17 protein-coding genes and 1 tRNA gene are annotated in these 21,140 nt (G+C 65.6%); 6 read left to right on the forward strand and 12 right to left on the reverse strand.

Annotated elements, in window-relative coordinates:
* Position 1: 1 nt before the first annotated feature.
* The 5 genes from L0U81_RS10640 to L0U81_RS10660 all read right to left on the reverse strand — a co-directional run bounded on the left by L0U81_RS10640 (position 2) and on the right by L0U81_RS10660 (position 4,694).
* Positions 2-451, reverse strand: coding sequence for an acyl-CoA thioesterase (locus L0U81_RS10640; RefSeq protein ID WP_233802421.1), 450 nt, complete (start codon positions 449-451; stop codon positions 2-4).
* Between the two features lie 17 nt (positions 452-468).
* Positions 469-1,617 carry an iron-containing alcohol dehydrogenase gene (locus L0U81_RS10645; protein ID WP_233802423.1) on the reverse strand — a complete coding sequence of 383 codons (1,149 nt, stop codon included), beginning with the start codon at positions 1,615-1,617 and terminating at the stop codon, positions 469-471.
* Between the two features lie 64 nt (positions 1,618-1,681).
* The gene (locus tag L0U81_RS10650; RefSeq protein ID WP_233802425.1) at positions 1,682-2,212 is read right to left on the reverse strand and encodes an NUDIX domain-containing protein; all 531 of its coding nucleotides are present in this window, start codon (positions 2,210-2,212) and stop codon (positions 1,682-1,684) included.
* Positions 2,213-2,261: 49 nt separating this feature from the next.
* A complete protein-coding gene (locus tag L0U81_RS10655; protein ID WP_233802427.1) occupies positions 2,262-3,293 on the reverse strand; it encodes a threonine aldolase family protein in 1,032 nt (343 codons plus the stop codon).
* 87 nt (positions 3,294-3,380) lie between these two features.
* Positions 3,381-4,694 carry a YbfB/YjiJ family MFS transporter gene (locus tag L0U81_RS10660; protein ID WP_233802430.1) on the reverse strand — a complete coding sequence of 438 codons (1,314 nt, stop codon included), beginning with the start codon at positions 4,692-4,694 and terminating at the stop codon, positions 3,381-3,383.
* Between the two features lie 101 nt (positions 4,695-4,795).
* Here L0U81_RS10660 and L0U81_RS10665 point away from each other — a divergent pair, with 101 nt between their 5' ends.
* Positions 4,796-5,728 (forward strand): LysR family transcriptional regulator, encoded by a 933-nt coding sequence (locus L0U81_RS10665; protein ID WP_233802432.1) that lies wholly within the window; start codon positions 4,796-4,798, stop codon positions 5,726-5,728.
* Between the two features lie 158 nt (positions 5,729-5,886).
* On the opposite strand, the gene alaS is transcribed toward L0U81_RS10665, so the two are convergent.
* Entirely contained in the window at positions 5,887-8,511 is a 2,625-nt protein-coding gene (gene alaS / locus L0U81_RS10670) for an alanine--tRNA ligase (RefSeq protein WP_233802434.1), read from the reverse strand.
* Between the two features lie 320 nt (positions 8,512-8,831).
* Here alaS and L0U81_RS10675 point away from each other — a divergent pair, with 320 nt between their 5' ends.
* Entirely contained in the window at positions 8,832-10,052 is a 1,221-nt protein-coding gene (locus L0U81_RS10675) for a CaiB/BaiF CoA transferase family protein (protein ID WP_233802436.1), read from the forward strand.
* A gap of 47 nt (positions 10,053-10,099) precedes the next feature.
* Here L0U81_RS10675 and ggt read toward each other — a convergent pair whose 3' ends face one another.
* Positions 10,100-11,899, reverse strand: coding sequence for a gamma-glutamyltransferase (ggt, locus tag L0U81_RS10680; RefSeq protein WP_233802438.1), 1,800 nt, complete (start codon positions 11,897-11,899; stop codon positions 10,100-10,102).
* Positions 11,900-12,194: 295 nt separating this feature from the next.
* Here ggt and L0U81_RS10685 point away from each other — a divergent pair, with 295 nt between their 5' ends.
* Both L0U81_RS10685 and L0U81_RS10690 read left to right on the forward strand, forming a co-directional pair.
* On the forward strand, positions 12,195-13,904 hold the full coding sequence (locus tag L0U81_RS10685; RefSeq protein ID WP_233802439.1) for a glutamine--tRNA ligase/YqeY domain fusion protein: 1,710 nt from the start codon (positions 12,195-12,197) through the stop codon (positions 13,902-13,904).
* 104 nt (positions 13,905-14,008) lie between these two features.
* A complete protein-coding gene (locus tag L0U81_RS10690; protein WP_233802441.1) occupies positions 14,009-14,989 on the forward strand; it encodes a transporter substrate-binding domain-containing protein in 981 nt (326 codons plus the stop codon).
* Between the two features lie 16 nt (positions 14,990-15,005).
* Here the strand turns inward: L0U81_RS10690 and L0U81_RS10695 are convergent, their stop codons facing one another.
* The 5 genes from L0U81_RS10695 to L0U81_RS10715 form a co-directional block, all read right to left on the reverse strand.
* Positions 15,006-15,455, reverse strand: a complete 450-nt coding sequence (locus tag L0U81_RS10695; protein ID WP_233802443.1) for an NUDIX hydrolase — start codon at positions 15,453-15,455, stop codon at positions 15,006-15,008.
* Positions 15,452-15,835, reverse strand: coding sequence for a hypothetical protein (locus L0U81_RS10700; protein WP_233802445.1), 384 nt, complete (start codon positions 15,833-15,835; stop codon positions 15,452-15,454). Before L0U81_RS10700 ends, L0U81_RS10695 begins: the two co-directional genes overlap by 4 nt.
* 103 nt (positions 15,836-15,938) lie before the next feature.
* Positions 15,939-17,504 carry a methyl-accepting chemotaxis protein gene (locus L0U81_RS10705; protein WP_233802447.1) on the reverse strand — a complete coding sequence of 522 codons (1,566 nt, stop codon included), beginning with the start codon at positions 17,502-17,504 and terminating at the stop codon, positions 15,939-15,941.
* Positions 17,505-17,699: 195 nt separating this feature from the next.
* Positions 17,700-17,776 (reverse strand) — tRNA-Arg (locus tag L0U81_RS10710).
* A gap of 119 nt (positions 17,777-17,895) precedes the next feature.
* Positions 17,896-18,726 (reverse strand): undecaprenyl-diphosphate phosphatase, encoded by an 831-nt coding sequence (locus L0U81_RS10715; RefSeq protein WP_233802449.1) that lies wholly within the window; start codon positions 18,724-18,726, stop codon positions 17,896-17,898.
* Positions 18,727-19,264: 538 nt separating this feature from the next.
* On the opposite strand from L0U81_RS10715, the gene L0U81_RS10720 reads away from it, so the two are divergent.
* On the forward strand, positions 19,265-20,173 hold the full coding sequence (locus L0U81_RS10720; RefSeq protein WP_233802451.1) for an aldose epimerase family protein: 909 nt from the start codon (positions 19,265-19,267) through the stop codon (positions 20,171-20,173).
* 153 nt (positions 20,174-20,326) lie between these two features.
* A complete protein-coding gene (locus L0U81_RS10725; protein WP_233802453.1) occupies positions 20,327-21,052 on the forward strand; it encodes a peptidoglycan DD-metalloendopeptidase family protein in 726 nt (241 codons plus the stop codon).
* The last annotated feature ends 88 nt before the right edge of the window (positions 21,053-21,140 follow it).

Consider the following 21,140-nt stretch of genomic DNA (forward strand, 5'->3'; position numbering starts at 1 on the left):
TCTAGCCCGCCTGACCGGCGACGCACAGCGGTTCGAGCGCCGCGCGCAGTTCGGCGGGCAGATTCACGGGACGACGCGTCGCGCGATCCACGTAGACGTGCACGAAATGCCCCTGCGCGGCGGGCTCGGCGTCGCCGTCGCGAAACAGCCCCACCTCATACCGCACGCTCGACGTGCCAAGCCGCGAGACCCGCAAGCCCGCATCGATGCGATCGGGAAACACGAGCGGCGCGAAGTAATTGCACTGCGTCTCGACGACGAGTCCGATCGTCGTGCCGTGCTCGAAATCGAGCACGCCCGCGCGGATCAGATACTCGTTCACGACGGTGTCGAAATAGCTGTAGTAGACGACGTTGTTCACATGGCCGTAGACGTCGTTGTCCATCCAGCGCGTGGTGATCGGCAGGAAATGCGGATACGCGGCGCGGCCGGCGGGGGCGGGTTTGTTCATTGAATTGGGTAATTGCGTCACAGCGACTCGGTCAACATGCGGCGATAGTCGTCGGCACTCGCCTCGCGCGGATTCGTGCGATGGCAATGGTCGACCAACGCGCCCTGCACGACCTGGTCGAACATGCTTTCGTCGACGCCCATCTGCGAGAGGCCGGTCGGCAGACCGAGCCGCGCCGTCATGTCGAACAGCGCCTGCGCGAGATCCGCGTGCTCGGGTACACCCATCACGCGACGCATGCGCGCATAGCGCCGCTCGGCCACCACGCTCGGCGCGCGCTCGTTGAAACGCAGCACCGCGGGCAGCACCACCGCGTTCAGCGTGCCGTGATGCAACGAGGTGCGGCCGTTCACCTTCAGGGCGCCCAGCGGATGCGATAGCGAGTGCACACAGCCGAGGCCCTTCTGGAACGCCATCGCGCCCTGCATCGACGCGCTCATCATGTTCAGGCGCGCCTCGCGATCGCTGCCGTCCGCGCACGCGCGCTCGATGCTCGCCCACGCGCGTTCGAGTCCGTCGAGCGCGATACCGTCGGCGGGCGGATTGAAGGCCGGCGCGAGGAAAGTCTCGATGCAGTGCGCGATCGCGTCCATGCCGGTCGCGGCGGTCAGACCCGGCGGCAGGCCGAGCGTGAGGCCGGGATCGCACAGCGCCGATTTCGGCAGCAGATTCCACGAGTGAAAGCCGAGCTTGCGGCCGTCGTTCAGGATCACGATCGCGCCGCGCGCGACTTCGCTGCCGGTGCCGGCGGTGGTCGGAATCGCGATCAGCGGCGCGACGGCATCGGTGATCTTCGTGCTGCCGCCTTCGATCGTCGCGTACTGTGTGAGTGGCCCCGGATGGGTGGCCGCGATCGCGACGCCCTTGGCGAGATCGATCGACGAACCGCCGCCCGCCGCGATCAACCCGTCGCAGCGCTGGTCGCGATACACCTGGGCAGCCGCGAGCACCATTGCCTCGGTCGGGTTCGACGGCGTGTCGTCGAAGAGCGGCACGTCGCCGAGCTTCAGCGCGTCGAGCGCCTGCTGCGCGATGCCGGCCGCGACGACGCCCTTGTCGCTGATCACGAGCGGCCGTCTGATGCCGATGCGCGCGCACTCGGACGACAGTTGCGACAGTGCTTCGTAGCCCAGATGAATGTGGGTCAGGTAGTAGATGTAGGCCATGCCGTTGCTTCTCCCTGAGTTAGCCGTGTTCTGGCTTGAGTCGCGGCTCGTTCGGTGCAGCGCTTCACTGCCCCGGCCGCTCGACGAATTCGAACGGCAATCCGCGCCGCCGCATCCATTCGCCGAGCGCCTGGCCGGTGCCCGCGCGCCACGGCCGCAGCTTCGCGGGCTCGACGAGCCGGTATTCGAGCAGTTCGGGCGACAGCGCGATCGTCCCATGCGCCTTCACGTGATACGCGATGATCAGCTCGTTCTTGCGGATGAATTCGTACACGCCGATCAGCTCGACCGACTCCGCGTGCAGCGATGTTTCTTCGAGCACTTCGCGCGCGATGCCCTGTTCCGGCGTCTCGCCGTTTTCGAGGAAGCCGGTGATCAGCGCGAACATGCCCTCAGGCCACGCCGCATTGCGCGCGAGCAGAATCCTGCCCTCGTACTCGACGATCGCGGCGACGACCGGCAGCGGATTGTTCCAATGGACGTAGCCGCACCCGGTATCGGGACAGCTCTGACGCACGCGGCCGCCCTCGTGCTGAGGGTCGACGCGTTCGGTCAGGGGCTTCGCGCAGCGAGGGCAGAATCGGTACTCGGTCATGGCGGGGAACGTCTCTTTTGTCTCTTTGTTTCGTCTATGTCGGCGCCGATCACGCGGCGCACAGCTCGCGCACGTCGGCGGCGAAACGCTCGACCGTGTCGGGCTGCGTGTCCCACGCGCACATCAGCCGGCAACCGCCCGCGCCGATGAACTCATAGAACTTCCAGCCGCGCGCGCGCATCGCCTTCGCGGCGCGCGGCGGCAGTTGCGCGAACACCGCGTTCGATTCGCCGGGAAACATGATGCTCACGCCGGGGATTTCCTGCAACCGCGTCTCCAGCAGACGTGCCATCGCGTTCGCGTGACGCGCATTGCGCAGCCACACGTCATTGTCGAGCAGGCCGAGCCACGGCGCAGAGATGAAGCGCATCTTCGAGGCAAGCTGCCCCGCCTGTTTCAGCCGATAGGCGAAATCGCCGGCGAGCGCGCGGTCGAAGAACACCACCGCCTCGCCGACCGGCAAGCCGTTCTTCGTGCCGCCGAAACACAACACGTCAACGCCCGCGCGCCACGTGATTTCCGACGGATGGACGTCGAGCGCGGCGACCGCGTTCGCGAAGCGCGCGCCGTCCATGTGCACCTTCAGATGACGACGCTTCGCGATCGCCGCGATCGCGCGCACTTCCTCGACGCTGTAGACGGTGCCGACCTCGGTCGACTGTGTCAGCGTCACCACCTTCGGCTTCGGATAGTGGATATCGGCGCGCCGCGTGACGATGGCCTCGATCGCATCGGGCGTGAGCTTGCCGCCGATGCCCGGCGCCGTCAGCAGCTTCGAGCCGCCTGAAAAGAACTCCGGGCCGCCGCATTCGTCGGTCTCGATGTGCGCGAGTTCGTGGCAGATCACCGAGTGATACGACTGGCACAGCGACGCGAGCGCGAGCGAATTGGCCGCCGTGCCGTTGAACACGAAGAAGACTTCGCAATCGGTCTGGAACAGGTCGCGCAGACGGTCGCAGACCAGGTTGGTCCACGAGTCGTCGCCATAGGCCGGCTCGTGGCCGCTGTGGTTAGCGGCGATCAACGCGTCGAGCGCTTCGGGACAGATGCCGGCGTAGTTGTCGGATGCGAAATGTTGCATGGTCGAGCGACGCACCCGGCGACAGGCGCATGGGAATGACGGAAAGCGGTCATTTTAGTGCGCTCGTGCGAGATTTGTTTCTGGGTGCTAGTTGCAGCCGCAATCCGGCATGCGGCCACGGCCCCGGCCACGCGGCATACGCGTCACCGCGATCAGCACCACCGCCCCAGCCAGCAGCGCGCCCGCTGCCAGCCACAGTGCCGGCGAAAACGATCCCGTGTGCGCGGCAATCGGCGCGGCCACCAGCGGACCGGCGATCTGACCGATGCCATAGGCCGCCGTCGCATAACCCATCAGCCCCGCCGCGTCGTCGCCGCGCAGACGCCGCGCCTCGCGCATCGCGAACAACGTGATCGCCGTAAATGGCAGGCCGATCAGGATGCTGCCGAGCGAAAAACCGCTCGCCGTCGGCCACACGATGCCCAGCGCGATGCCGAGCGCCTGCAGCACATACGCGCCCGCGAGCAACGCGCGGTTGTCCCAATGCACGGGCAAACGCGCGGCGAGCAACGCGCCGACGATCAGCGCCGCGCCGAACATCGGCCAGAACAGGTCCGGCCACGCCGAGCCCGGCAACGCGTGTCGCGCGATGACCGGCAGGAACGTCGCCGTGATGATGTAGCCGAAGCCCGGGATGCCGTAGAGCAGGATCAGCCAGAACGCGTCGGCGCGGTGCGTGGCGGGGCGCGCATGAATCCCTGCCGGACGGGGTGGCTGGCTTGCGCTGACGCGCGAACCGCTGGCAGCTTTTGCGACGGCGGCGCTTGCGACAGCGGCGCTCGCCGCACTCACACGCGGCGCATCGCCAAACACCGGCCATATCAACGCCGACAGCACTGCACCGATCACCGCAAAGCCGATCCAGCCTGCCACCGCGCCATAACCGCTCGCGACGCTCACCAGCAGGCCAGTCGCGACGATGCCCACGCCCGGCCCCGTATAGATGACCCCGCTCCACGCATGCGCGCCGAGTTCGGCAAGCCGGCGCAGGCCCCACTGCGACGCGAACACGAAGGTCCACGCGCTGACCGCGCCGGCGACGAAGCGCACCAGCGCCCACACCCAGAACTGGCCCGTGACGCCCATAGCAAGCGTCAGCAGCACCGTCGCGGCGAGCCCGGCGCGCACCATGCGCGCGGGGTCGGCCCGCAGCGCCGCGCACGAGACCGCGCCGGCGAAATAGCCGGCGTAATTGAACGACGCGAGCCACCCGCCGTGCTGGATATCGATCTGCGGCTGGCCGAGCGCGGCGCCGTGCAGCATCAGCGGCAGCAGCGGCGTGAAAGCGAAACGCCCGATGCCGAGCGCGACGGCCAGCGTCACCATGCAGGCAAGCGCCGCGCGCCGCGCGGCGTGAGGTTCGTGCAAGCGTCGATACGCGTGGGAAGCAAGGTCATTCATGATCGGACGCTCAAATGGCGATGACATGAATCTATCTTAGCTTGACCTATCGATCACGAAAAATGAATAATAAGGATGCCATCCATCGCCAGGAGAGAATCATGGATCTGGCCGCTCTAACCATCTTTCGTGCGGTCGTGCGCGAAAACGGCGTGACCCGTGCCGCGGCGAAGCTCAATCGCGTGCAATCGAACGTGACCACGCGCATCAAGCAGCTCGAAGAACAGCTCGGCACCGAGCTGTTCATCCGCGACGGCCGCCGCCTCGTGCTGACACCGGCCGGCGAGACCCTGCTGCCCTACGCGGAGCGCCTGCTCGCGCTCGCCGACGAGGCACGTCACGCGGTGCGCGAGGATCGTCCGAGCGGGCGGCTGCGTCTCGGCGCGATGGAAAGCACCGCGGCGACGCGTCTGCCGGGCCTGCTCGCGCAATACCACCAGCAATGGCCCGCGGTCGGGCTGGAGCTGGAAACCGGCACGACCGGCAAGCTGATCGAGCGGGTGCGCGAGTTCGAGGTCGATGCCGCATTGGTCGCCACACCGCTCGATCCCGCCTCGCTCGGCGATCTGTTCGAGACCGTGCCGGTGTTCCGCGAGGAACTCGTGTTGCTGACCCCGCGGGGTCATCGGCCGATCCGCGAGGTGCGCGACGTCGCGCTATCGACGCTGATCGCCTTCGAGCCCGGCTGCGCTTACCGCACGTATATCGAAAAGTGGTACCTGGATCACGGCGTGCGTCCGGCGCGCGTGCTGGAGCTCGGCTCGTATCACGCGATCATCGCGTGCGTGGCCGCCGGCGCGGGCGTCGCGGTCGCGCCGCGCTCGGTACTCGATCTGCAGACCGATAAGAGCAATATCGCGGTGCACGAGCTGCCCGAGATCGGCATGCTCGACACGCTGCTGATCTGGCGACGCGGGCATTTTTCGTCGGCGCTCAATGCGTTGCGGCGCACGCTGGTGGCGTCGCGGGACGGGACCGCCGAGGGCGATCCGCCGCGCGGGGAGGCGGCGTCGGCGGGTGCAAATGTTGTCTGATTGTTGAATTCGCGCCGGTTACCGGGCCCGGCGCTATCCGATCGGTTTCAGCAAAAGCGAAGGGGCCACGCGGCTCGCCAATCCTGCTGGCGCGCCGCGTGGCCCCTGCGTCAAATCCGGCTCGACTCGGGTCAAACCGGATTCAATCCCGTATCAATTCAAAGCTGCCCTTCGACCCAGGCCTTGACGCCCGCGAGCGCCGCCGGCAGTTTGGCCGGTTCGGTACCGCCAGCCTGCGCCATGTCCGGACGGCCGCCGCCCTTGCCGCCCACCTGCTGGGCGACGAAGTTGACCAGCTCGCCCGCCTTGACCTTCCTGCTTGCGTCGGCGGTCACACCGGCGATCAGGCTGACCTTCCCGGCTTCGACCGACGCGAGCACGATCGCCGCGCTCTTCAGCTTGTCCTTGAGCTTGTCGACCGTTTCGCGCAGCGTCTTGACGTCCGCGCCTTCGAGTGTCGCCGCGAGCACATGCACGCCACCGACTTCGACCGCCTGGCCCGCGAGTTCGTCGCCCTGGCTCGACGCCATCTTCGACTTCAGCGCGCCCAGCTCCTTCTCGAGCGCCTTCACCTGGTCCTGCACCTGGCCGATGCGCTGCGTGAGTTCCGCCGGCTGCGCCTTCAGCACCGCCGCGGCCGCGTTGACGCGCGCTTCCAGTTCCTGCACATAGCGCACCGCGTTGTCGCCGGTGATCGCTTCGACGCGACGGATACCCGCCGCAACGCCACCTTCCATCACGATCTTGAAGAAACCGATGTCGCCCGAGCGATTCACGTGCGTACCACCGCACAGCTCACGCGAGAAGCCCAGGTCGAGCACACGCACTTCGTCGCCGTACTTTTCGCCGAACAGCGCCATCGCGCCGCCCTTCACCGCATCGTCGTATGACATCACGCGCACGATACCGGGTGCGTTCGCGAGCACCTCGGCATTGACGATTTCCTCGACGCGGCGGATCTGCTCGTCCGTCATCGGCGCGTTATGCGCGAAGTCGAAGCGGGTCTTGTCGGCGTCGACGAGCGAGCCCTTCTGCTGCACGTGCGAGCCGAGCACCTCGCGCAGCGCCTTGTGCATCAGGTGCGTGGCCGAGTGGTTGCGCGCCGTGCGGGCGCGGCGCACCGCGTCGATTTCCGCCTTCAGAACGTCGCCGACCTTCAGCGTGCCCTGCTCGAGCGTGCCGTGATGGCCAACCACGTCGGCCTGGACCTTCAGCGTATCGACGACGGCAAAGCGCGTACTGGCGTTCGCGAGCACGCCCTGGTCGCCGACCTGCCCGCCCGACTCCGCGTAGAACGGCGTGTGATCGAGCACGACGACCGCCTGCTGGCCGCCCCGCACCTGCTGCACCGACGCGCCGTCCACGTACAGCGCGATGACCTTCGCGTCGTCAAAGACGATTTCTTCGTAGCCGTGGAACGTGGTCTTCGCGCCCGAGTATTCGAGGCCCTGCGCCATCTTGAACTTGCCCGCCGCGCGCGCCTGTTCGCGCTGACGCGCCATCGCATCGTCGAATGCGGCTTCGTCGACCGTCACTTCGCGCTCGCGGCAGACGTCCGCGGTCAGGTCGAGCGGGAAGCCGTAGGTGTCGTGCAGCTTGAACGCGAGTTCGCCGTCGAGCGTCTTGCCGCCCTTCGCGTCCAGATCGGCCAACGCGGCTTCGAGAATCGACATGCCGTGCTCGATCGTCTCGAAGAAGCGTTCTTCTTCCTGACGCAGCACGTCGGTCACGCGCTGCTCGGCCTGCTGCAGTTCGGGGTAGGCATCGCCCATTTGCGCGACGAGGTCGGCGACCATGCGATGGAAGAACGAACCCTTCTTGCCGAGCTTGTAGCCGTGGCGGATCGCGCGGCGCACGATACGGCGCAGCACGTAGCCGCGGCCTTCGTTGCCCGGAATCACGCCGTCGACGATCAGGAACGAGCACGCGCGGATGTGATCGGCGATCACCTTCAGCGAGTTGTTGCCGAGATCGGTCACACCGGTTTCGCGGCCAGCGGCCTTGATCAGCGCCTGGAACAGGTCGATCTCATAGTTGCTGTGTACGTGCTGCAGCACCGCCGCGATACGCTCGAGGCCCATGCCGGTGTCCACGCACTGCTTGGGCAGCGGCGTCATGTTGCCTTGCGCGTCGCGGCTGAACTGCATGAACACGAGATTCCAGATCTCGATGTAGCGGTCGCCGTCTTCCTCAGGCGATCCCGGAGGACCGCCCCACACGTCCGGGCCGTGGTCGAAGAAGATTTCCGAGCACGGGCCGCACGGACCGACGTCGGCCATCTGCCAGAAGTTGTCCGACGCGTAGCGCGCGCCCTTGTTGTCGCCGATGCGGATGATGCGCTCGACCGGCACGCCCACTTCCTTCGCCCAGATGTCGTGCGCTTCGTCGTCTTCCTGGTAGACGGTGACCCACAATTTCTCTTTGGGCAGCTTGTAGACCTCGGTCAGCAGTTCCCACGCGTAGTGGATCGCGTCGCGCTTGAAGTAGTCGCCGAACGAGAAGTTGCCGAGCATCTCGAAGAACGTGTGGTGACGCGCGGTGTAGCCGACGTTCTCGAGGTCGTTGTGCTTGCCGCCGGCACGCACGCTGCGCTGCGAGGTCGTGGCGCGCGCATACGGACGCGATTCCGCGCCGAGGAACACATCTTTGAACTGCACCATCCCCGAATTGGTGAAGAGCAGCGTCGGGTCGTTGCCGGGCACGAGGCTCGACGAACGGACAATCGTGTGGCCCTTCGATTCGAAGAACTTGAGGAATTTCTCGCGGATTTCAGCGGCTTTCATAGCGTGCGGGGGACGGTCCTGACGGTTCCTGACTGAGAATGGCGGTCGGAGAGATGCGCCAACTGTCTGTTTCTTAAACGACTGATTATACGGGATCGGCAAGCGCGCGCGGCACCGCACGCCGCCTGGCTGGCCATTCGGCCAGGGCGTGATAAGCCCGATGTGACGCTCGCGTGCCCCCCGTCCGATCAGCGCTATGACGTTCGGCCGACTGCGCCCGCACGCGGGAATCGCTTAAGATGACTTTCACGAATCTTCGCGCGAAACCACGCACGGCAGCTCGCGCTGCCGCCAGCCTACGTCAGGAGACATTCAACAATATGGGCGCTCTCAGTCACATCCGCGTGCTGGATCTCACCCGCGTGCTCGCCGGCCCGTGGTGCGCGCAGACGCTTGCCGATTTCGGCGCCGACGTCATCAAGATCGAACGCCCCGAAGTCGGCGACGACACGCGTCACTGGGGGCCTCCGTATCTGAAAACACCGGACGGCGCGGACACGCGCGAAGCCGCCTACTATCTCGCGGCGAACCGCAACAAGCGCTCGGTCACGCTCGACATCGCGTCGGCCGAGGGCCAGCGGATCGTCCGCGAGCTGGCCGCACAAAGCGACGTGGTGTTGGAGAACTACAAGGTTGGACAGCTAAAGAAGTACGGCCTCGACTATGAATCGCTGAAGCAGGTGAAGCCCGATCTGATCTACTGCTCGGTCACGGGCTTCGGGCAGACCGGCCCCTATGCGCAGCGCGCGGGCTACGACTTCATCGTGCAGGGCATCGGCGGCTTCATGAGCATCACCGGCGAGCGCGACGGCCAGCCGGGCGGCGGCCCGCAGAAGGCCGGCGTCGCGATCGCCGATCTGATGACCGGCATGTATTCGACGATCGCCGTGCTGACCGCGCTCACGCACCGCGACCGCACGGGCGAAGGCCAATACATCGACATGGCGCTGCTCGACGTGCAGGTCGCGATGCTCGCCAACATGAACTCGAACTACCTCGCGAGCGGCCAGCCGCCGGTGCGCTGGGGCAATGCGCATCCGAACATCGTGCCCTACCAGACCTTCCAGACGAGCGACGGCTGGATCATCGTCGCGGTCGGCAATGACGGGCAGTTCCGCAAGTTCGTCGAAGCGGGCGGCCGCCTCGAACTCGCAGACGACGACCGTTTCGCGACCAACCCCGCGCGCGTGCGCAACCGCGAACTGCTCGTGCCGATTCTCGCGGACATGGTCCGCCTGCAGGGCAAGCAGCAATGGATCGCGGCGCTCGAAGCGGCCGGCGTGCCTTGCGGGCCGATCAACAACATCGACGAGGTGTTCGAGAATGAGCAGGTGGTCGCGCGCGGTCTGCAGGTGGAGCTGCCGCATCCGTCGGGCGGCACGGTCAAGCTCGTGCGCAATCCGATCAACATGAGCGGCACGCCGCCGCAGGCGTTGAGCCATCCGCCGCTGCTCGGCGAGCATACCGAGCGCGTGCTGCGCGACGTGCTCGGCTATGACGCGCAAAAGATTGCGGAGCTGAAGGGGAAATCGGTGATCTGATCGCCGCGGCCGCTATCGGGCTCGCGCGCAATAGTCCGGCGGGCCGTCTACCGTATCACGCGTGCCACGCCGGCACCACGCGGATCGCTGGCGGGCTCGGGTGTCGTGCCGTTCACGCGGATCATCTGCACGTCGCCGTTGAACGACTGCTGCTCGACCGTGTAACCCAGCGCCTTCAGTTGCTCGGCAAGCTCGTCCGGCGCGGGACGGTACGGCTCGAAGTAGATCGTCTTTTGCGGCAGCAGCTGATGGTGGAATCGCATCGCGGCGAGCGCGTCCGTCGGCTGCATGTCGAAATCGTACAGATTCGTCATCACCTGGAAGATCGTCGTCAGAATGCGCGAGCCGCCGGGCGTGCCGATCGCGAGCGCGATCTTGCCGTCCTTCAGCAGCAGCGTGGGCGTCATCGACGAAATCGGGCGGCGGCCCGGCGCGATCACGTTCACTTCCGCATCGGCGACGCCCGGTGCCGAGGCCGTGCCCGCCGTACCCGCGCCCGACGGCTTGATCACGAAATCGTCCATCGCGTCGTTCAGCAGGAACCCGCCGCCGTCCGCCACGACACCCGAGCCGAAATCGCCGTTCAGCGTGTAGGTGTTCGACACCGCGTTGCCCCACTTGTCGACCACCGAGAAATGCGTGGTCTGCGCCTTTTCCGTCTGAGCAGACGTGTCGAGGCCAGGCCTCACCGTCACAGTGCCGGGCGCTTCGTCGGCCTTGACTTCGGCCGCGCGTTGCGCGAGGTAGGCGTCGTCGATCAGCTTCGCGGCCGGCACGGGCGAAGCGTCCGGATCGCCGATATAGCGTTGCCGGTCCGCGAACACGCGGTCCTCGATTTGCGCGATCAGATGGATGTACGGCGCCGAATTCAGCGCGAGACCGTCGAACGCCGGCTGCAGATCGGTCCGCATCTTCAGCATCTGGATCAGGCCGATGCCGCCCGAGCCAGGCGGCGGTGCGGTGATCACACGGTAGCCCTGCCAGTCGGCGGCGAGCGGCTCGCGCCACACCGCCTTGTACTGGCTCAGATCCTGGCTGGTGATCAGGCCGTGGCCGTACATCTGCGTGGCGATCATCCCGGCCGTGCGGCCCTCGTAGAACTCGCGGCCGCCGTCGCTCGCGATCCGCCCGAGTGTCTGCGCGAGTTCCGGCTGGCGCAGCGTCGTACCTGCCTTCAGGTTCGCGAAATAGGCGTCGAAGTTGGTCTTGCCGGCGAAATTCTTCGCGGCCGCGTCGTGGCGCTGCTGCAGCCGCGGATCGACCTGGAAGCCGTCGCTCGCGTAGTGGATCGCGGGCGCGAGCACCTGCTTCCATTTGAGCTTGCCGAAGCGCCGCTGGGCTTCCCACATGCCGTCGACGGTGCCCGGCACCGCCACCGCGCGATGACCCACCGTGCTCATGCCCGGCACCACGTTGCCCTTGTCGTCGAGATACATGTCGCGGGTCGCCTGCTGCGGCGCGCGCTCGCGATAGTCGAGAAAATACGGCTTGCCGTCGACCAGCAGCGTCATGAAACCGCCGCCGCCGAGGTTGCCCGCGTCGGGCCGCGTGACGGCAAGCGTGAAGGCCATCGCGACCGCGGCATCGACCGCGTTGCCGCCTGCGGCGAAGATCTGCTGCGCGGTGTCGGCGCTGTAGCTATCGGGCGCGGCGACGGCGGATGCGTCGAGCGCCGGCTTTGGCGGCGGCGTTTTCGCGAGAGCCGGAAAAGGCGCGGCGAGATTCGCGGCGAGCGCGACAAACCACGCCGAAGCAAGCGCAACGCGGCGGGTTCGGCAAGAAAAGCGGGCGCTAGCCAAAGCGCAGGCGAATGGCGCGTGCAACGCGCCGTGCGTCGGGACAGACATCCGAGAAAACTCCGGCAACGTGGCCAGCATGGCGCACGAACGGCGGCGCTCAGTGCAAGCCGACAAGGGACCGCGCGAACGGCTGGGGTAACCGCGCCCGCGCGCAGGTCCGGGACAGCGCGCGGGTCGCGCGCAGCAGCGCATCCTAAGTCGCCGCGTTGCGCGCCGCCAACCCGTTTTACCTCCTGTTACAGCCCGGTGCGCGCCCCAAGCGACTGCCGCGAGCGGGCTCGTCAGGTAGAATTGAAGCCTAAGCGGGCGCATTGCGCGCCCCCACAGACTCTCACCTTCTCGCATGAATACCGAACGCAACGACGCGCCCGCGGCATCCAATTTCATCCGCAACATCATCGACGACGACAACCGTACCGGCAAATGGAGCCAGCGCGTCGAAACGCGCTTCCCGCCGGAGCCGAACGGCTATCTGCATATCGGTCACGCGAAGAGCATCTGCCTGAACTTCGGCGTCGCGCGCAGCTACGGCGGCGTGTGCCATCTGCGCTTCGACGACACCAATCCGGAGAAGGAGAGCGTCGAGTACGTCGAGTCGATCATCGACTCGGTGCGCTGGCTCGGCTTCGAGTGGCAAAAGGACCGCACCGAGCATCTGTACTACGCGAGCGACTATTACGACAAGCTGTACGAGTTCGCCGAGCTGCTGATCCAGCGCGGCAAGGCGTATGTGGATAGCCAGTCGGCCGAGGAAATCCGCTTGAACCGCGGCTCGGCCACCCAGGTCGGTACGCCGTCGCGCTTCCGTGAGCGCCCGGTCGAGGAAAACCTCGACCTGTTCCGCCGCATGAAAGCGGGCGAGTTCAAGGAAGGCGAGCACGTGCTGCGTGCGAAGATCGACATGTCGTCGCCGAACTTCAACATGCGCGACCCGGTCATCTACCGCATTCGCTTCGCGCATCACTACCGTACCGGCGACGCCTGGTGCGTGTACCCGATGTACGACTACACGCACTGCATCTCGGACGCGCTTGAAAACATCACGCATTCGCTGTGCACGCTCGAGTTCGAAGACCACCGGCCGCTCTACGACTGGATCCTGAACGAGCTCGCCGAAGCCGGCATCTTCAAGCGTCCGCTGCCGCAGCAAATCGAGTTTTCACGCCTGAACCTGACCTATGCGATCACCAGCAAGCGCAAGCTGCTGCAACTCGTCAACGAAGGCCATGTGGACGGCTGGGACGACCCGCGCATGCCGACCATCGTCGGCGTGCGCCGGCGCGGCTTCACGCCCGAGTCGATCCAGTTGTTCTGCGAGCGCATCGGCGTGACCAAGGTCGACTCATGGATCGACATGAGCGTGTTCGAAGGCGCGCTGCGCGACGACCTCGACGCGAAGGCGCCGCGCACCGTCGCCGTGCTCGACCCGGTCAAGCTGATCATCGACAACTTCCCCGAAAACCTGACCGAGCCGTGCCACGCGCCGGTGCATCCGCATCATCCGGAACACGGCATGCGCGAGTTCCCGATTTCGCGCGAGCTGTGGATCGAGCGCGAGGACTTCACGGAGACGCCGCCGAAGGGCTATTTCCGCCTGTTCCCGGGCAACAAGGTGCGCCTGCGCTACGGCTATGTGATCGAATGCACGCACGCGGACAAGGACGAGAACGGCAACGTCGTCGCGGTGCATTGCAACTACTTCCCGGACAGCAAATCGGGCACCGAAGGCGCGAACAACTACAAGGTCAAGGGCAACATCCACTGGGTCAGCGCGGCGGCCGCGTGCCCGGCGGAAGTGCGCATCTACGACCGGCTGTTCAAGGAAGCGCAACCGGACGCCGGCGGACGCGACTTCCTCGAAGCGCTGAATCCGGACTCGAAGCGCGTGGTCCAGGCCTACCTCGAAACCGGCGCGCGTCATGCGCTGCCGGAGCAGCGCTACCAGTTCGAGCGCCACGGCTACTTCGTCGCCGACCGCGTCGATTCGAAGCCGGGTAGGCCCGTATTCAACCGCATCGTCAGTCTGCGCGACAGTTGGGGCAAGCCGGCGTAAGCATGTGCCAGCGACGTCCCGAGGCTGCCGGCCCATCCAGGTTGGATGATGTTCGATCGACACTCACTGCGCGCTCGCGGGAGCGCGCTGGTCCGGGAGGTCCGATGAAAGTTGCAGCCCTCCGCGGGGAACGGACTGAGGGCATCGTTCGCATCGTCCGGCGCCCGCCTTTCTCGCGGCTCGTGCGCGGCACGCACAGCGTGCTGCTTGCGCTGGCCGCTTGCGGCGCGCTCGCGTTCGCCGGTGCCGCCCGCGCGGACGAACTGACCGGCACGCTGAGAAAGATCCACGACGACGGCGTCGTCGTGCTCGGTGTGCGTGAGGCGTCGATCCCGTTCTCGTACTTCGACGGCGGGCGCACGGTCGGCTACTCGCAGGCGATCGCCATGCAGATCGTCGATGAAATCAGGAAAACGCTCAGCATGCCGCAGCTGCGGGTTCACGAAGTCACGGTGACGTCGTCGAACCGCACGCCCATGCTGCTCAACAGCCAGATCGACCTCGAATGTGGCTCGACCACACACACGGTCGAGCGCGAAAACGTCGCCGCGTTCTCCGACAGCATTTTCCAGTACGCGGTGCGCATGATTACGCGCAAGAACAGCGGCATCACCGATTTCGCCGATCTGGCCGGCAAGCCGGTCGTGACGACCGCGGGCACGTCCGACGAGCGCCTGCTGCGCAGCCTCAATACCGACAAGCAGCTGAACATGCGCATCATGAGCGTGCGCGACCATCAGGACGCATTCAACGCGATGAAGGAAGGCCATGCGGTCGCGTTCGTGATGGACGAGCCGATCGTCTACGGCTTCAAGGCGACCGACCCGCATTCGGACGATTTCATCGTGACAGGCACGCCCCTCGGCTACGAGGTTTATGCGTGCATGTTCCGTAAGGGCGACGAGCCATTCCGCGCGCTCGTGAACCGCGTGATCGCGCACTCGCAAACGTCGGGCGACGCCGAGCGTCTCTACAGACTATGGTTCACGCAGCCGATTCCGCCGCACGGCATCAACGTCAATTTCCCGCTGTCGGAGCAGAACCGCGCGTTGTTCGCGCATCCGAACGACCGCGCGCTCGATTGAAGGCGGCGTGCGCCGTCTATAGCGACCGGTGCAACTGCGCGAGCGACAGCGTCGTCTCGAAGAGCTGTGTCAGACTGCGGCTCGCATAGCGCGGGATTTCATCGACCGACACCCAGCGGTAGTCGTCCATTTCGGGGATCAGCGTGCCGTCCGAGCGGCGCGGAAACAGCGACGTGCAGGTGCACGTGCTGAGGTCGAGTTCGTCGGCGCTCGCACGCGCTGCGAACAGATGCAGGTCCTTGTCGCGGCGGTAGACAAACAGGCCGAGATCCTTCAGGCGACCGGCCCCGAGCGCGATGCCGGTTTCCTCGACCATCTCGCGCAGCGCGGTCACGTACGGCGCTTCGCCGTCCTCGCCATGTCCTTTCGGAATATCCCAGTGGGTCGTTTCGGTTGCGTGCGCGAGCAGAACGCGACCGTCGGGATCGAGCAGCACGATCCCACACGAGACGACTCGTGGGCTCATCGCTTCTGCAGTTGCCAGGCGCCGCCTTCCTTGCAGAAGTTCGGACGCAGATTCATCGATTGCCCTTTCGCATTGAGTACGACGCCGAGGATGCGGCAAGTGCGCCCGCCTTCGGTCGAGGTGCTGTCCATCGTGATGGTCGCGTCGATCTTCACGCTGTTGCCTGTGCCGTCGTTGACCCACGTGAAGCTCTCGCCGTCCTTCCTGTCATTGAGCGCGCTCATGACCGCATACTTGATCGAATCGTTGTCGCGCTGTTTCATGTAGGTGATCGGCGTGTCGTTCAGAAAGGCGAGGTTCGCCGCTTGCGCACCGATCGCCGTGCCGAGCAGCAGGCTCGCGGCACTGAGGTGGAACAGCACACGGGTTCGCGTCGACATGCAGGACTCTCCTCGAAGTGTGCACGGCGCACGGCGGCGCGCGGCGGCTTCTGATCAAGACCTCAAAAGCATAGCATGCACACTTTGCGAGACAGCACGGCCATCAACGCGCGGCGGCCGTGCCCTGCAGGCGAAACACGTTGACGACGTCGCGCAGCATCTGCGCCTGCTCCTGCATCGACTGCGCGGCGGCCGCCGCCTGCTCGACCATCGCCGCGTTCTGCTGGGTGGTTTCGTCCATCTGCGCGATCGCGAGATTGACCTGCTCGATGCCGCGGCTCTGCTCGTCGGACGCGGCGGAAATCTCGCTGATGATGTCCGTCACGCGCTTCACTGCATCGACGAGCGACGCCATCGTGCCGCCCGCCTTCTCGACGAGCGCCTGGCCGTCACCGACGCGCTCGACCGAATCCTCGATCAGCGTCTTGATCTCCTTGGCCGCGTCGGCGCTGCGGCGCGCGAGATTGCGCACCTCGCCCGCGACGACCGCGAAGCCACGGCCCTCTTCGCCGGCGCGCGCCGCTTCGACGGCCGCGTTCAGCGCGAGGATGTTGGTCTGGAACGCGATGCTTTCGATCACGCCGATGATATCGACCACCCGCGCCGAGCTCGCCGCGATGCTCTGCATGTTCGCGACGACGTGCTGCACGGCCTCGCCGCCCTCGCCCGCGAGCTGCGAAGCGGAGCGCGCCATGCGGTTGGCCTGCAGCGCGTTGTCGGCGTTCTGTTTGACGGTCGCCGTCAGCTGCTCCATGCTCGCGGCGGTTTCGCCGAGCGACGAGGCCTGCTCTTCGGTGCGCGCCGACAGATCGAGATTGCCCGCGGCGATTTCTTCGGCCGCGACCGTGATCGTTTCGGTGCCGCCGCGAATCCGCCGGATCGCGTCGGCGAGCCGGCTCTGCATGCGCTGCATCGCGAACAGCATGCTCTGCTGATCGTCGCCGGCGAGTGCGACCGGGCGCGACAGGTCGCCGTCGGCGATCGTCTCCGCGACGCTCGCCGCATAGGCGGGCTCGCCACCGAGGCTGCGCTTGACGTTGCGGATGATCAGCACGAGCGCGACAGTGCTGAAGCTGCCGATCACGAGGATCGTCAGCAGATAGCGCAGCAGATCGGCGCGGAACGCCGCGTCGATGTCGTTCACGTAGACGCCCGAGATCAGATACCAATCCCACGCCTGAAAGCGCTTGACGAAGCTGATCTTCGGTACGCGCTCATTGTTGCCGGGAACGCGCCCCATGTAATCGACGAAGCCCTGGCCCTGCGCCTGCGCGACCTTGACCATCTCGACGAACAGCAGCTTGCCGTCGCTGTCCGCGTAGTGCGACACGTCCTTGTTGCGCAGATCGGCGAGCATCGGATGCATGATCACGACCGGTGTCGCGGTCGTCACGATCATGTAGCCGCTGCCGGGGTAGCGTATCGCGGACAGCCGCGCCATCGCCTGCTGCTTCGCCTGCTCGGGCGTCAGCTCGTTATGGTCGGCGCGCTGCTCGTAGTCGGCGACGATGCTGTACGCGCTCTCGACGACGTTTTGCACTGCTGACTTGCGCTCAGCGAGCATCGTCGCGCGTGACTGCCATGCGGCCCAACCGCCGAGGCCGAGCAAGCCGAGCCACGTAATCAGCAGCGCGAGCCAGAGTTTGGTGTTGAGGCTAAGTCGGTTCACGCAGGTTCCTCCATCGCGGTGCGTCAAGCAGTTCTAATGGATTAACGGCGCCGCGCGCGATTTCCTGAGTCGGGAAACGCCTGAAGGATGGGCGAATCTACGAGAACACGTTGGGGGTGGCGTTCGACTGATCCGCGGGAGGCGCGAAAAGAAAAAAGGGTTACAGGCGCGAGGTCTGTAACCCTTCGATGATGCTGGTACGGCAGGAGGGGCTCGAACCCCCGACCCTCGGCTTAGAAGGCCGATGCTCTATCCAGCTGAGCTACTGCCGTATGGATCGACATCTGCATGAAACCGGCGCTCGCAGCGAGCCGTCCGACTTCCCGCAAACTAAAATTCTAACTGACCTGCAACCAACCGGGCCCGGATTATAACCGATCGCCCGGCGCGCTCAGACCGGCTGCGGATGCAGCATGAACCAGCCGAGGAACAGTATCCCCGCGATCGCGCAGTACACGCCGAACGACGCGAGACGTCCGCGGCCTTCGAAATAGCGCATCAGGAAACGCACGCTCAGGTACGCGGCGATCGCTGTCAACACGCCGCCGAGCACCGCGTCGGCCAGCTGGCCCGGCGCATGCAGCAGCTTCGGCAGTTCGAGCACGCCAGCCGCGAAAATGATCGGCGTGCCGAGCAGGAACGAAAACTCGGCGGCTTTCTCGGTGGTGAGGCCGGCCGCATTGCCGGCGATCATCGTCAGGCCGCTGCGCGAGAAGCCCGGAATCAGCGCGCCGATCTGCGCGAGGCCAACGAAGAACGCCTGGCGAAACGTCAGCTTCTCAGGAGGCTGATGCGTGCGCGCGCGTTGCAGACGATCGCCGAACCACAGCAGCACGCCATTGACGATCAATGCGATCGCGACGATCCGCAGATCATGAAAAAGCGCCTCGAGGCGTTTTTCGAGCACGAGGCCGACGAGACCCGCCGGAATCGTACCGATGATCAGCGCCCACATCATATGACCGTCGTCGTTGCGGCGGCCGCCTAGCGACGCGAAGAAACCGCGCACCAGCGCAACCCAGCGCGAGCGGAAGTACCACAGCAACGCTAACGCGGTGCCAAGATGCAATGCGACGAGGAACGGGAGCAATTGCGGCGCATGCTTATCGATATGCATGCCGAACACCGCCGGCACGAGCAACGTGTGGCCGAGGCTGCTCACTGGAAACAGTTCGGTAACGCCTTGCAGCACGCTCAGAAAAATCAGAAACGACAGGTTCACGCGGCGGTCCTTGTAAGGAAAGTGTCGGGGAACTACGCGCCGCACAAAAAGGAAGCCGGCGCGTCAAAAGCGCACCGATTATGCCTGGCTGCACAGTCAGCGCCAAGCGGTTAGACCACATTCGGGGAAATATTGACGCGCTGCGTCACAACTCGACACCGTTGTTACGCGAGAGCAAGGAAGTAGGCTGCGCGCAAGAGCGCAGCGGGATGTATTGCGAATAGTGACGAACGACCGGCGGCGGAATCAGCGTTTGAGCGAGTGGAAGAAGTAGTACGTGCTGGCCGTGAAAATACCGAACAAGCCTACCGCCATTGCCATTGCGAGATCCATGATGCCTCCTGAGCCGATTCGCCCGGCAGTAGGATTGACCGGACGCTCACGCAGATTATCGGTAGCATTCGTACTTTTACGACACCCGCAATTTCCCGGGAAGGGTTTCCCCGTAACGCAAAGCAGCGCAAAATCGCGGTTTCACCGCGTGCGACGCGCGTGCGCTTTGCGCGACCCTCAACCTTTATCTGGCTACCTATTGACCATGCCACTCTCCCCGGAACAGGACATTCTCGAGATCGCCCAGGACGCTTCCGTGCTCCGCTTTTCGCCGCAAGCAGGTGGCCGCCTGCTGTCGTGGACGATCGACGGCGAAGAGGTGATCCACTGGCCCGAGCACGCCGACTGGAGCGTGCCCGCGCGGATTCGCGGTGGCAATCCGCTCCTGTTTCCGTTTCTCGGCCGTCATCGCGTCGACGGCAAGATCGGCTATTGGCGTGACGCGCAGGGCACCGTGCGCGAACTGCCGATGCACGGCTTCGCGCGCGACCTGCCGTTCGAGCCCCACGCCGACGTGCATGGCGCCGGCCTGCGCATGGTCCTGACCGACAGCGAAGCGACCCGCGGTTGTTATCCGTTCAGCTTCCGCTTCGAGGCTGCCTACGAACTCGTCGATCCGCGCACGCTCGACGTGACGCTCACTACCACCAATACCGGCCACACGCGTCTGCCCTACTACGCCGGCCATCATTTCTACTTCACGCTGCCGCATACGCAGCGTGGCGAGACCACGCTCGAGCTGCCGCGCACCGAGCGGTGTCGTCAGCTCGACGACGGCTCGATCAGCGCCGCCGAGCCGGGCGAAGCGAGCTACACGCTCGACGAAGACCGCATCTACGACCGCTTCCATTGCCTGACCGGTACGCCCGATCGACCGGTGCGGGTCGAGGCTCCCGGCATCAAACGTGTGATCACGATCGATCTGCAGCGACCGGGCTCGATACCTTGGTACGCGGTGACGACGTGGACCGAGACGCCGCAGTCGGACTTTTATTGTGTGGAGCCGTGGCTCGGACTGCCCGATGCGATCCATAACGGCCGAGGTTTGCGCTGGCTCGAACCTGGACAGACCGAAACGGCGGCACTGCGCATTACCGTCGAGAAAACCGGCTAAAAGGCCGCGGGGGTCAAGGCGCCGGATGGGGCCGCCGCCCGCGCCCTCACCCCGCTCGGCGGGGGCCGCAACACAAAACCGTTAGAATCAAACGCTTTGTCAGTCTGTGCCGCGTGATCGGGATCGGCGCGCGGCCACGCTTTGCGAGGTCCAATGCTGGAAACAACGAGAATCAAGCAACTCGGCTGCGCGGCATGGCTAGCGCTGCTCGCCGCGTGCGGGTCGGCGCCGGTGGGGCCGGGCTACTACCGGGTCGAACGGGGCGATACGCTGTCGAAAATTGCGCGCAGCAATCGGCAATCGGTGCAGAACGTTGCGCGCTGGAACAACCTGACCAATCCCGACAGCATCGAGGTCGGCCAGGTGCTGCGCGTCGTGCCTCCAGGGGGCGCGGCGTCGGCAAGCGGCGTGATCCGCAGTGGTGGTGGCAACACGAGCGCGTCGAGCGCGTCGAGCGCGTCGACCGCGCCGCGTCCGGCGCCGGCGGACACTGCGCCGGCCACCGCGCCTGCGCCGATCTCGCTGGTCTGGCCGGCCGACGGCACCGTGTTCCGCCGCTTCGACGGCGCCAACTCGAAGGGCATCGATATTTCCGCGGCAGCCGGCACGCCTATTATCGCGGCGGCACCGGGTACCGTCGTGTATGCGGGTAACGGCCTGCGCGGCTACGGCAATCTGCTGATCCTCAAGCACAACGCCGACTACCTGACCGCCTACGCGCATAACCGCGCGCTGTTCGTGAAGGAAGGCGAATCGGTCCAGCGCGGCCAGAAAATCGCAGAAATGGGCGACACCGATACCGATCGCGTGATGCTGCATTTCGAGCTGCGCTACCAGGGACGCTCGATCGATCCGTCGAAGGAGCTGCCGCCACGCTAGGCGGCGCAGGAGCGGGAACCCACCGGGTTATAAGCGCTCAATTCGAAGCGGCGTGGCTGCGCGCCACGCCGCTGCCGTTATTTGCAAG

Source organism: Paraburkholderia sp. HP33-1 (assembly GCF_021390595.1).
In the GTDB taxonomy this organism is placed as follows: Bacteria; Pseudomonadota; Gammaproteobacteria; order Burkholderiales; family Burkholderiaceae; genus Paraburkholderia.

Bases quoted from the DNA above. Each gene is read 5' to 3' on its own strand.
- L0U81_RS10665 (WP_233802432.1), top strand. From the start codon at position 4,796: ATGGATCTGGCCGCTCTAACCATCTTTCGTGCGGTCGTGCGCGAAAAC.
- L0U81_RS10660 (WP_233802430.1), bottom strand. From the start codon at position 4,694: ATGAATGACCTTGCTTCCCACGCGTATCGACGCTTGCACGAACCTCAC.
- L0U81_RS10695 (WP_233802443.1), bottom strand. From the start codon at position 15,455: ATGAGCCCACGAGTCGTCTCGTGTGGGATCGTGCTGCTCGATCCCGAC.
- L0U81_RS10675 (WP_233802436.1), top strand. From the start codon at position 8,832: ATGGGCGCTCTCAGTCACATCCGCGTGCTGGATCTCACCCGCGTGCTC.
- L0U81_RS10725 (WP_233802453.1), top strand. From the start codon at position 20,327: ATGCTGGAAACAACGAGAATCAAGCAACTCGGCTGCGCGGCATGGCTA.
- L0U81_RS10685 (WP_233802439.1), top strand. From the start codon at position 12,195: ATGAATACCGAACGCAACGACGCGCCCGCGGCATCCAATTTCATCCGC.
- alaS (WP_233802434.1), bottom strand. From the start codon at position 8,511: ATGAAAGCCGCTGAAATCCGCGAGAAATTCCTCAAGTTCTTCGAATCG.
- L0U81_RS10655 (WP_233802427.1), bottom strand. From the start codon at position 3,293: ATGCAACATTTCGCATCCGACAACTACGCCGGCATCTGTCCCGAAGCG.
- L0U81_RS10645 (WP_233802423.1), bottom strand. From the start codon at position 1,617: ATGGCCTACATCTACTACCTGACCCACATTCATCTGGGCTACGAAGCA.
- L0U81_RS10640 (WP_233802421.1), bottom strand. From the start codon at position 451: ATGAACAAACCCGCCCCCGCCGGCCGCGCCGCGTATCCGCATTTCCTG.
- L0U81_RS10650 (WP_233802425.1), bottom strand. From the start codon at position 2,212: ATGACCGAGTACCGATTCTGCCCTCGCTGCGCGAAGCCCCTGACCGAA.
- ggt (WP_233802438.1), bottom strand. From the start codon at position 11,899: ATGTCTGTCCCGACGCACGGCGCGTTGCACGCGCCATTCGCCTGCGCT.
- L0U81_RS10690 (WP_233802441.1), top strand. From the start codon at position 14,009: ATGAAAGTTGCAGCCCTCCGCGGGGAACGGACTGAGGGCATCGTTCGC.
- L0U81_RS10720 (WP_233802451.1), top strand. From the start codon at position 19,265: ATGCCACTCTCCCCGGAACAGGACATTCTCGAGATCGCCCAGGACGCT.
- L0U81_RS10700 (WP_233802445.1), bottom strand. From the start codon at position 15,835: ATGTCGACGCGAACCCGTGTGCTGTTCCACCTCAGTGCCGCGAGCCTG.